The sequence below is a fragment of the Peribacillus sp. NPDC058075 genome (genome assembly GCF_042885195.1).
GTDB lineage: Bacteria > Bacillota > Bacilli > Bacillales > DSM-1321 > Peribacillus.
This window is the reverse complement of the sequence record NZ_JBHVSL010000001.1, coordinates 1,509,036-1,521,111: the sequence shown is the minus strand read 5'-3', so window position 1 is coordinate 1,521,111 and position 12,076 is coordinate 1,509,036. Positions and strand designations below refer to the sequence as shown.

Annotated in this window: 10 protein-coding genes; 2 read left to right on the top strand and 8 right to left on the bottom strand. The window is 40.3% G+C overall.

Features of this window, described 5'->3' with window-relative positions:
* Positions 1-138: 138 nt before the first annotated feature.
* A complete protein-coding gene (locus ACFVS1_RS07635; protein WP_352922841.1) occupies positions 139-285 on the bottom strand; it encodes a lmo0937 family membrane protein in 147 nt (48 codons plus the stop codon).
* A gap of 252 nt (positions 286-537) precedes the next feature.
* Here ACFVS1_RS07635 and ACFVS1_RS07630 point away from each other — a divergent pair, with 252 nt between their 5' ends.
* Both ACFVS1_RS07630 and ACFVS1_RS07625 read left to right on the top strand, forming a co-directional pair.
* Entirely contained in the window at positions 538-858 is a 321-nt protein-coding gene (locus tag ACFVS1_RS07630) for a YckD family protein (protein ID WP_387546114.1), read from the top strand.
* A 169-nt stretch (positions 859-1,027) separates the two neighbouring features.
* Entirely contained in the window at positions 1,028-3,001 is a 1,974-nt protein-coding gene (locus ACFVS1_RS07625; protein ID WP_387546112.1) for a S9 family peptidase, read from the top strand.
* A 42-nt stretch (positions 3,002-3,043) separates the two neighbouring features.
* On the opposite strand, the gene ACFVS1_RS07620 is transcribed toward ACFVS1_RS07625, so the two are convergent.
* The 7 genes from ACFVS1_RS07620 to ACFVS1_RS07590 all read right to left on the bottom strand — a co-directional run bounded on the left by ACFVS1_RS07620 (position 3,044) and on the right by ACFVS1_RS07590 (position 11,820).
* On the bottom strand, positions 3,044-3,475 hold the full coding sequence (locus ACFVS1_RS07620) for a CBS domain-containing protein (RefSeq protein ID WP_387546110.1): 432 nt from the start codon (positions 3,473-3,475) through the stop codon (positions 3,044-3,046).
* Between the two features lie 80 nt (positions 3,476-3,555).
* A complete protein-coding gene (locus ACFVS1_RS07615) occupies positions 3,556-4,389 on the bottom strand; it encodes an MBL fold metallo-hydrolase (RefSeq protein ID WP_387546107.1) in 834 nt (277 codons plus the stop codon).
* 999 nt (positions 4,390-5,388) lie between these two features.
* Positions 5,389-6,369 (bottom strand): ABC transporter permease, encoded by a 981-nt coding sequence (locus ACFVS1_RS07610; protein WP_387546105.1) that lies wholly within the window; start codon positions 6,367-6,369, stop codon positions 5,389-5,391.
* On the bottom strand, positions 6,362-7,276 hold the full coding sequence (locus ACFVS1_RS07605) for an ABC transporter ATP-binding protein (protein WP_387546102.1): 915 nt from the start codon (positions 7,274-7,276) through the stop codon (positions 6,362-6,364). The genes ACFVS1_RS07610 and ACFVS1_RS07605 overlap by 8 nt, the downstream gene beginning before the upstream one ends.
* Positions 7,273-8,064, bottom strand: coding sequence for an SGNH/GDSL hydrolase family protein (locus ACFVS1_RS07600; RefSeq protein WP_387546100.1), 792 nt, complete (start codon positions 8,062-8,064; stop codon positions 7,273-7,275). The genes ACFVS1_RS07605 and ACFVS1_RS07600 overlap by 4 nt, the downstream gene beginning before the upstream one ends.
* A 361-nt stretch (positions 8,065-8,425) precedes the next feature.
* Complete coding sequence (locus tag ACFVS1_RS07595) at positions 8,426-9,622, bottom strand: MFS transporter (protein ID WP_387546098.1); 1,197 nt, start codon at positions 9,620-9,622, stop codon at positions 8,426-8,428.
* A gap of 65 nt (positions 9,623-9,687) precedes the next feature.
* Entirely contained in the window at positions 9,688-11,820 is a 2,133-nt protein-coding gene (locus ACFVS1_RS07590; RefSeq protein ID WP_352922820.1) for a PAS domain S-box protein, read from the bottom strand.
* Positions 11,821-12,076 lie beyond the last annotated feature (256 nt).

Sequence of the window (12,076 nt, the reverse complement as noted above, 5' to 3'; positions counted from 1 at the left end):
GAGGCTACCGGACCGCCCGCGGAAAGCGAGTGCCTGGAGTGGAGATCAAATTGTCTACAGTTAAAGGCGGCCTGTTCACCAGGCCGCCTTTAACATTGGTATTTATAAGCTTTTCCACGCCCGACATTCGATTCACATCTACATTCGATTCCTCCCCTTAAAAAATTTAACCAAAATGAGAATGACCGCGATGATAAGCAAGATATGTATAAAGCCTGCAGCCACTTTAAAGACTAAACCAAGAACCCATAATAATATTATTACACCAATAATTGTCCAAATCATGATACTCCCCCATTCTTTAAGGTTTTTTTAATAAGAAGTTACATCAAATTATTGCTTACATTTAAATTACCCATATCTACCTTTAACAAACCCCTACCTATTTTTTACATAAAACTGTAAATGCTGTAAATGATAATAAAGAAATAAGGATTCTTCCATAAGGAAAAACATTTACAAGGAAGAGACTTTCAGGTTTTAACTGTTCTACAATTCTTCATAAGGCAAAAAAATAAAAGAAGGAGTCGTTCATTCATGAAAAAGTTTTTAGTCATCTGTTTAACAGCCTGTTCCCTATTCTTAGTCAACGTGAATCACCCAGCTGCAGAGGAAAATAAAGCAGAAACCGAACGTGTACAATTCACTGATGCTCAAAAATCTGTAATCGCCAAGATCCAAAAGCAAATACTCGCTGACAAAAAGACATTGATCCAAAAATATGTCGAGTATGGCGCGCTTTCAAAAGAAGAAGCTGATAAAATGGTTTCACACTTTGAAAAACATTATAAAATGATGGAAGAACATAATTTCCAAATACCTCCGCACCGCCCACATACACGACACATGCATAAGTAATTGTATGTTTTTTGCCTATATATCCTGATAATCCGACCTGTCGAAAAGGCCGGATTTTTTCATTTCTTTCGTCCTTGATAAATAAACCTTACGCGTTTACCATTTACTAAAGGAATTATATTTCTCTTTAGCGAAATAGATAACTATGAGAAATGAAAGGGTGAAAAGGATGAACAAAATAGGTATAACAGCAAGAGACTTATTTCACTTGAAATCAGTGACCGATCCAAAGCTATCACCGGATGGCAGTATGGCGGTTTATGTCCAAACCAGAATCGATGAAAAAACGGAAAAATATATTTCCAATCTGTTTATGTTCAGCCTAATTACGAATGAAACAAAGCAATGGACATTTGGGGATAATCGTGATACATCACCAGCCTGGTCCCCTGACGGCAAGCATATCGCCTTTATATCAGACAGATCAGGAAAAAAACAAGTTCACATTATTGGGAGCATTGGCGGGGAAGCTCGCCAGTTGACCCATTTTGTTAACGGCGCATCAAAACCTATTTGGTCTCCTTGTTCCACCAAGCTGCTGCTTTCTACCGGGTTAAAGGAAGACGAAAACCTTAATACGGTTAAAGAAAATGATTTGACCAAAGAAGTTAATAGGTATGACCGGATTAAGTATAAATGGGATGGAAGAGGCTATTTTGATCAGTTATATCAACAGCTGGTTATAGTGGACATTTTTAATGGAGCATCCACATTGCTAACGGAAAACAATGTGGATCATCAACCGAATGCATGGTCCCCAGACGGACAGCATATTGCCTTCGTAAGCGGGGATGCAGAAAGAAGTGATGATGAACTTTTTTCCGATATTTTCATCATGGACATTGAAACGAAATCTTTAGAGAAGATAACGGATAGTACAGGTTTCTTTAGAGATCCGAAATGGTCTCCAAATGGCGAATATCTATCTTTCATTGGCCATAATAAAGAATTTGCCGGTGCCACCTTTTCAAATATCTGGTTATACTCCATTTTCGATCAAACGACTCAGTGTTTGACCGATGGGTGGGACGTCCAAATAGGCGATTCCGCAATTGGGGATTTCCAGATCGGAGCCGTCGACCCAGGTATTTTGTGGACAAACGATAGCCAAGGTTTTTACTTCTTAATAAGTGATTACGGAAATACTGGGGTATATTATGGTTCGATTGAAGGAGCCATGTATCCATCAATCCTTGACCCGCAGCATATATACGGCCTGACTATAGATCCCGAAAGCCACCGTGCTGTCGTGGCCATCAGTACACCTGTTCATCCCGGCGATCTCTTTGCTTATAACCTTACCAATGGCGATAAGGAACAAATCAGTTTTGTTAATGAGAGTTTTTTGAAGGATAAACATTTGTCCACGGCTGAACCCATTACATTTCAATCCGTTGATGGACTTACCATCCACGGCTGGATCATGAGACCGACCGATTTTGATGGTAATCAAAAATATCCGCTCATTTTAGAAATCCATGGCGGTCCGCATATGATGTATGCCAATACATATGTACATGAATTCCAGACCTTGGCTAATGAAGGGTATACTGTATTGTTCACTAACCCGCGCGGGAGTGTAGGATATGGCCAAGACTTCGTAAATGCCTGCCGGGGCGATTATGGAGGCATGGATTATAAAGACTTAATGGCTGGAGTTGATCACGTTTTAGCTACGTTTGATTTCATTGATCAAGAAGATTTAGGGGTATCCGGAGGAAGTTATGGAGGGTTCATGACAAATTGGATCATCGGACATACCAACCGCTTCAAGGCCGCTGTTACTCAGCGTTGCATTAGTAACTGGCTAAGTTTTTATGGGGTCAGTGACATCGGCTATTATTTTACAGAGTGGGAAGTTGGCGGCGATATCGTTAACTCTGCTGAAAAATTATGGCAGCACTCTCCATTAAAATATGTTTCCGATGTGGATACCCCTTTACTTTTACTTCACGGTGATAAGGACTTCCGCTGTCCCATTGAACAGAGTGAGCAATTTTTCGTTGCCTTAAAACGTCAAAATAAGGAAGCGGTACTTGTTTCCTTCCCAGATGAAACTCATGAAGTATCCCGAAGCGGATCTCCGAAAATGCGCTTGCAGCATATTGAGGAAATCAAAGGGTGGTTCAATAAATATCTTTAAAAATAAAAGCTCTGTTAGCAAAAGCTAACAGAGCTTTTGTTTTTAGTGTTGAATTTGGTCTCTGTCTTCGGAAATTGAACTTAAAGCATTTCCTGCCATTGAATTTGTCTGTTGGTGTATAGCAAGATCTCCTAATGCCACGACTCCGACCAGCTTGTCATTCTCAATGATAGGGAGCCTTCTGATTTGTTCGGTAGCCATTAACTCCTCAGCTTCCTCCACTGACATATCAGGCGAGCCTGTTACAAGATTGGTGGAAATGACATCGGTAATTCTAGTTGAATTCGGCTTTTTCTCGGCAACACAGCGAATGACGATATCCCTGTCTGTAATAACACCAATTAAATCGTTATTTTCTAATACAGGAATGACACCAACATCTTCATTCTTCATTTTGACTGCTGCTTCATATATATTATCTTCCGCAGTGCAACAGTCCACGTCTGTTGTCATGATATCTCTTAATTCAGTCACGGAAATCCCTCCATTTTTCATAAGTTGCTTATTTATTTTTGACTTCTGAAGAGAAATTATTCAAGAAACTTGTTCACGCTTCATTCCACATATTTCCCGTGATCCGGTTTAGCTAATGAATCGAATTCCTTTGCAAGCTTCGCTAAACCCATTTCCAGTTCTTTCCCTTCAACAGGATAACCATGTCCCGTTATGGCAACAGTCGGCATCAGACTTTCCAATAACCTTACCGATTCTTTGGCAGCCTCCCAATCGGTAGTCAAATACCGCGGCGGGCCTGCTATTTCTTTCTCCTGAGTGATAACCTTGTATAGGGAATCTTGCCTGACATTCACAAAAGCATCACCAGCAATCAAACTTCGGTCACTTTCACGGAAAAGTGATATATGTCCTTTCGAATGGCCAGGGGTGTGAACCCATTTCCAATCGTGAAGCCCGGGTACACTATGATCATCAGGCAATGGCTGAACTTTTTCATCAAGGTTGATTCCCTCATTCGGAAATACCCATGAAATTTTAGCGACCATTCCCCCTTCAACAGTAGGATCAGGTTCTGGATAATTTTCCTGTCCCGTTAAATAAGGCATTTCTTTAATGTGGGCATAGACAGGAGCATTCCAATACTCCATTAACTCAATCAGTGCACCAACATGATCGAAATGTCCATGTGTCAAAATAATCGCGGCAGGTGGATTTTGCGGTCCGTATATTTCTTCAGCCGTTTTCTTTATTACCTCTGCTGAACGCGGCATCCCTGCATCTACCAATACCCATTTATCATCTTTTGACCCTATAAAAATGACATTAACGATTTGGACGGACAGACAATATATATCCTCATTTATATTCTGTACATCTCCACTGGAAACTGAAGTCATTGGCATGAATTTTTTATTCAAATGATTATCATCCATTTATAATCCTCCTAATTTGAACATATTGTTTTATAAAGGATACCCTGTACGAGAAAATAAAAAACAACCTATAATTTATATAGGCTGTTTCAGACAATAAGAAAGATTCGAAGGCGAGTTTGTCTACAGTTCTTTAAAAAAGTTGCAGATGATTTCAAATCCGCTCCCTTTCCGCCCCACCTTTTGTAGGCGTTGATTTCCTTTCCGCGGGCGGTCCGGAAGCCTCCTCGGCGTCTTTGCGCCTGTGGGGTCTCCCTTGGACACGCTTTTCCCGCAGGAGTCTCGTACCTTCCGTTCCAATCAACTTAGCTATCCTTTCCGCCGACTGTCTTCCAAACCTCCTCTCCGGAAGCATCTAGCGGGTCTCGGCTAGTCAGTTATTCGTCAGGAGTATCGCAAATTTCTTCAATCCAATGAGTTTTCAGTTCATATAAACAGTAAAAATTCATGAGGATAACCAGGTCTTTGTTTTAAATTCATGGTATTCTTTCCTTGATTAAGCCGTGAAAGGATTCGAAATGAGACCATTCCGAACACCATTAGGTGGACAAACTCGAATAAGAGCAAGTTTGTCTACAGTTTTTTTATTTTAAAAAAGTTGCAGTTGATTCCAGCCGGACTTTTTTCGACAGTCACGGCACCGTTTTTCGGCCGATCATGCCGTTTTTCGGCCTTCACTGCACTTTATTCGACCGTCCACGCAAGTTATTCGACCTTCCCTGCACCTTATTCGACCGTCCACGCAAGTTATTCGACCTTCCCTGCACTTTATTCGACCGTCCACGCAAGTTATTCGACCTTCCCTGCACTTTATTCGACCTTCCCTGCACCTTATTCGACCTTCCACGAATTTTTTCGGCCTTCGCCTCAATATTCGGACCCGAACCCCATTTTGTGTCGCCGAACTGAGGCATCTTTTATAATCATGTTCAGGGTGCGAAACTCCGTAACCATCTATGTCAACAAACTGAAACAACCTATTATTTGTTAGGCAGTTTCTCAGTATACATCCCGCCGGGTAAATACTGTATAAGATACAATTAAAGCAAGCGCCCACCAAACGAGCAGAGTAATGACGGAGGATAATAAAGTCATCCCTTCAATCGGTGGAGCCGTCCCGCTAATGTAAGCGGTCAATTTCAAATTCACCATAAAGAAATATTTCGCTGATTCCCATGATGAAACCATATTGTTCAATATAGCCCCGGAAATTAATGCAGCCAGCATGATGCCCATGCCTGCAGGGGTGCTTCTCACTAAAACCGAAAGCATGAAAGAAAGGGTTCCTACAACAACCGCCACCAGCCAGACAAGTCCCAAATCCATCAATAGGAATTTCCATTGTTCCACTAACCTAACTTGACTGACATCCACGTCAGCCCCATTCAATTCGAATCCGGTTATTACAGGGGCCCCCCATCCTTGATATCCGAAAACGATACCGGATAAAAGGTAAGATAATAAGGCTGTCATCGCCACGATAATCGAAACCGATAATAATAATGTTACATATTTGCTCAATAAGATTTTCCATCGCTCCACTGGCCGGGTCAACAAAAGCTTGATCGTCCCTTGACTACTTTCGGAAGAAACCATATCACTAGCCACAATCATGATCAACAGCGGTATGAACAAATCGATTGCATTTTCCAAAAACATGCGTGTAAAGGTGGCTGCGCCTGGTTCTGAGGGATTGATATCATGATCTAGATAATATTGCTGCTGCTTCAGACTTACTTGCAGCTGTTCACGCCACTCATCGAGCATCCTATTCGAGCCCAATCGATTTTGAGTATCTATGATTTGCTGCTGAAGAGCTGAACGCCAATCATCAGTTCCCAACTTCTCCCGCTGCTGTTCTACTTGTTTGTATTGGGCATATGTAAACATCAGCACTAAAATTCCCACGATGATACCGATTATGATTAAACGTTTCTTTGCCAACAGCTTCATCATTTCATTTTGAATCAAGTTATTCAATGCCTGCACCTCCGACACCGGTCACTTGCAAAAACAATTCTTCCAATCCCGGGAGCTTTCGATTCATTTCATGCACCCTCACCCCTGCTTGGTTAAGTGCAGCATTCCATTCGGGTGTTTTGAGTTCATCGTAGGCAGTAATGATATATTTTTGATCTATGTTAATTTCGGTAAAGCCGCTAAGAATTTCCGCTCCCTTTTGTATAGGTTCCACCCGCCAAAATATCCGCTCCTGCGTGGATAATAAGCTTTCCACCGTATCCGTTTTGATAATTTCCCCCCCTTTAATAATTGCGACCCGGTCACAAAGTTGCTGTATTTCACCTAATAAGTGTGAAGAAACCAGAACGCTCATACCTTCTTCTTCAGCCAACTTTCTTATGAATTGCCGCATTTCACGGATTCCGGCAGGATCTAGTCCGTTGGTCGGTTCATCCAAAATCAACAGCTTAGGTCTGTTTAGCATGGCCTGCGCGATTCCTAAGCGCTGCCTCATACCTAACGAATAAGTCTTCACTTTATCGTGAATTCTCGCTTGCAGACCTACGAGTTCAACAACCTCGATCATTCTTGTTTCATCAACTTCAGGTAACATTCTTGCAAAGTGGAGCAAATTATCCCATCCGCTCAAAAAAGGATACAACTCTGGATTTTCAACGATGCAGCCCATTTGCTTCATTGCCTTCGTAAATTCCTGACGGACATCATACCCGCATATATGGATGGAACCTGAGGATGGCTTAATCAAACCTACCAACATGCGGATCGTCGTCGTCTTGCCTGCTCCATTCGGTCCTAAAAAGCCGAAAACTTCCCCTTCATTCAGCTCAAAATCTATTCCTTTAATGATTTCCCTTTTGCCAATCCTTTTTCTCAAGTCCCTGACAGACAATGTCACCTGTTTCATCGTTCCACATCCTCCCATTTTATTAAAGGAGCAACTCTATCAGCAATTAAACGGTACCCCTTCTTATTAGGGTGAAATTTATCCGAATACAAATACTCATTTACCGACAATTGAAATAAATCAAATGTTGGAACGAAAATAGCATTTGGAAAAAGAGCCACAACTTCTGCCGTTTCATTATTCCAGTCACGAACAATGCGGTTCGTATCGAAGTCTTCATCCAGATCTATAAACGGATTATACAGCCCAAGCAATAAAATGGTAGCTGTATCATTGACTTTATTGATATCTTTAAAAATTTCATGTAAATTTCCCAAGAAATTCTTTTGTGATACAGATATAGCTTCACGATCATATTCAAGCAGGGTCTGGCCTTTTTGAAATAAATCGTTACCCCCGATTGTAACTAAAATAACATCAGCTGCCTGGATTTGGCGCTTCACTTCCGGTTGTTTCACTTGCTGTACTAATTCTTTAGACACTTGTCCATTAATTCCTAGGTTATGAATGATTGGTTTTTTCTTGTACTCACTTTTCAAATCTTCAACAACAAGTCCAACGTAGCCTTTCCCTGTTTCGTCACCTGTTCCACGTGTCAATGAATCGCCTAACGCCACTACCGAAAAATCATCAGGAAGATCATTTTTAATGGGGGTTTCTTCAATTACTTCTCTATCGGTAGTTCTTTTTCCGTAATGGTCAGTAATCGCCCATCCAAGGCAAAATAAAAAAAACAGGCCGATAAGAGCTGATACGATGGTAGCAGCCAACACTTTTGGTTTGCTCAAAACACTCACCCTTCCATTCATTCTCTACCTTCCATTAAATCATATTATTTCCAAAAACAAAAAACTGATTGTTCTGGATAAAAATTACAATTATTATAAAGTTACCAATAAAAAAAGCGGAAAAGGATTACAAAAGGAGTTCTATCTAAATTTTATAACAAAGTTGATTAATCAACGTTTAAACTGTACAAACCCTTAAAAAGCTTTTAATCGAGTTTGTCTACAGTCTGATGGGTTAAATGAATTTCATTCGGCTTTTCTGCTTGATCATTTAGCAGGCCTTCTCTCAAACTTGTAGAGAGACAAGTAAAAAAGACCTCTTCACCATGAAAGGTAAAGAGGTCTCTCGCAATATTTCCCATCATTTTTCTATTGTACCTATGGGTTTTTCCAATACTTTAAATTTTATATTTATCCTCATGAGCCATATTGTAAGCAGCATCCCGATCAGCGTGAGTAAACCATAAAATAAATAGACAGTATATATTCCTGATTTCTCCAAGATTATCCCGCCGCTGAAGGTACTGAACCAGTTACCCAATCCATTGCCAATGGCGGAATAAAGCGTTATTGCTGTTACTGTTATTCGGGCAGGGACTACTTCCCTGATATATTGTAAAGCTGCAGGAATGAATAAGCCAAGTGAAAACCCTTGAATGATCGAAGTCACATATACAGTAGCCAAACTTGGTTCGGTGAAGTACAAAACCCAGCGGACCAATGAGGCCGTTCCAGCCAATAAAGTAATTGGCAGCAGGCCTATTTTATGAATCCAGGTACCTGCGATTCTCATAAAGGGGATTTCCGATAATACAGCTAAAAGGAACGCAATGCCAATTCCTGTATATGTCCCTCCCCTTGCCTCTACAAACAAACCATAGTATACATTATTTGCAAGATTAGGACCAAATAGCAGGAATGTTATGGCAAGAAAGATAAGAAATCGTTTCATGGTGATCAATTCTTTCATTCCACCGAAAAGCTTCACCTTTCCCCCAGGTGGCTCTTCAGGCAAACGAAGAGCAAGACTTGCCGCAATCAAAAGCCCGAAGAAAAAGGCATAAAATATCACTGAAGGACCCATGACGGATTCAGATAACCTTCCCATTACAAAAACGGCGACACCGTAACCAAGTGATCCGAATAAGCGGATTTTCCCATAATTCGATTTGATTTTTGTTGTATATTGGAGGGTGATGCTATCTGAAACCGGTATTATCGCACTTTGAAAGATAGCCAAAGCGATTGCGACGGATACTATAAGTAAATAGTGCTCGAACAGTAAGTAGCCTAAACCGAATACACCAGCAAGCAACGATGTCACTGCCAGTATTTTTGCCGGTCTGCCGCTCCAATCACAGATAATTCCCCAAAAAGGTTGAAAAACGATCATCACTATCGGTCCAACAGACATGATCGTACCTATTTCAATACCGGACAAACCAGCCTCATTGGCCAAATAAACGCTTAATAGCGGTGTTAAACTTCCTACTGCAAAAAAAGAAAATAGGTAAAATACCTTCAAGCTAATAATATTGACATGCTTTTGTTTATCCAAATCCAGTTCCCCCACGCAGACAGCTTCTATAAAGTATTTTAATTCATTGCTTCCTATTATGGATATTAAATAGGGAGCACGATATTAAAGACTGTACCTTTATTGACCTCGCTCTCGACAAAGACATTTCCCAAATGGCTTTCTATGATTTTAAAGCTGATCATGAGACCCAACCCATTACCAGTTTTTTTCGTTGTAAAAAATGGTTCTCCAAGTCTCTTAAGCTGCTCTGGCGGCATCCCAATTCCTGTGTCGGTAATTGATATATGCACTTTATCCTCTTTAAGTTCAGTCATGACTTTTATGAACCCACCGTCAGGCATAGCTTCGATACCATTTTTAATGAAGTTCAATAGGACTTGTTTTAATCGATTCTCATCACAACGAACGAGGATTTCTTCTTCATTTAAATCCGAAATCAGCGTGATGTTCCTCTTCCTGGCTTCAAAATCCGTCAAAGATACGACATTTTGAATGATCGGCACAAGATTCTTCGATTCCAATATCAAGGCCTGTGGTTTGGCCAATTGCAAGAACTCTTCAACTATCTCATTCACACGATTGATTTCGTCCATGATTATTTCCAGATATTCTTGTTTATTTTCGTCCGTTTCATCTAATTGCAAAAATTCCGTATACCCTTTCATGGAGGTCAGCGGATTCCGTATTTCATGTGCCACTCCAGCAGCAAGCTGACCGACAGCGGCTAATTTATCCTGTCGATGGAGCATCTCTTCCGATTGTTTACGCTCAGTTATATCATATCTAAGTGCCAGAAACTGAAATGGCTTTCCTTCTTCGCTGAAAAATGGAACAATAGTTGTATCGACCCAATAAAAACTGCCGTCTTTCGCCTTGTTTCTAATTTCACCCTTCCAAACTTTCCGTTCATGGACGGTCTTCCACATATGTTCAAAAAATTCCTTTGAGTGGTATCCAGAATTAACCATCTTATGTGTATGGCCTACCAATTCACTTCTCCCATAACCGGAAATCTCGGAGAACTTTTCATTCACTTCGATAATGACGCCTTTATCATCGGTAATGGCCACTATCAAGGATTGGTTGATTGCATATTGCATATCCTCCAGTTCCTTGATTGACCCCTTTAGTGCATTTTCTGCTTTTTTACGACTAGAAATATCTGAACGGATGGAAATATATTGATATGGCTTACCTTTTTTCATAAAAGGAACGATAGTTGTATCCACCCAATAAACAGAACCATCTTTAGCCCGGTTGCATATTTCACCATGCCATGTCTTCCCTTGGCTGATCGTAAGCCATAGGTCTGCGAAAAATTCTTTTGAATGATAACCAGAATTGATGATGGAATGATTTTTCCCTATTAGTTCATATTTTTCATATTGTGATATTTCCAGGAATTTTTCGTTAACATATGTAATGATTCCTTTTGCATCGGTGATGGCGACGATCGCCGATTGATCTAGAGCATAACGGATATCGCTCACAGTATTGTCGCTTTTTGCCAACCGCCTGCCTACGATCGTACTTGAAGCGATCAAGCTGGCAAGGATGAATAATGAAACGAAGCATGTAAGATAAAGCATAAATGGAGTGAGTGGAACAAATACACCCGTTTCATTTTTCGCGTTCATCGGTAACACTCTTAAAAAAAGATAATAGCCTTCAATGATTGCCCCGCTCATCAAGAGAGTACTGATTGGCTTTAGCGAGGATTGACTTAATTTATTAAAATAAAATAGTATGGCAAGTGCCGCTACAAATAAACTAAAGATACTGAAAAGCGTAATGAAGACCGAAAATGGACTAAAGTGCAAAGAGTGATTTAAAGAAGATGTTCCCATTATATAATTGGATAAAATGGCCAACGTAAACATGAAGCCGCAAAAAACGATTTGCAACACTTGTGTTTTATACGATATGGCCAATAACCCAACTCCTGCGAGAGCTATCGCCAATGCTAACGAAAAAATTATTGTAGCCATGCTGTATGCTGCCATTCCTGAATTATCAAGGGTGAATATGACCACAAAATTAAGCGTCCAAATAGCCACTCCCATAGAGCAGCTGCTCCCAATATACACCAGGCGTTTATATTTCTCTATCGTCAGTAATGTTGTCAGTAAATCCAACGCCGTATAACACGCCATTATTATCAAAAGTACTGCAATCATAAAGAGGACAGGATTTGATGCCACAATTGATTGTTCCATTTTTTTACTTGACCACCTCAAACGTTCTATTCTCCTATATTGTAATGGAAATCCATAGTAGCTCAAAGGTTTTTTATTTCCTTACTCCTATATATTTACACACTGATTATTTCTGTCCACCTTATATTTCAAGAAAATGCTGGATTCCATCATAAAATCATAAAAATTAGAAATACTATTGTTTTGTATGGAGTAGAATAGGAATACATGGTATTGACAAGCATTTTCAACCCTGATTCAGCATTGCAGGACTTTA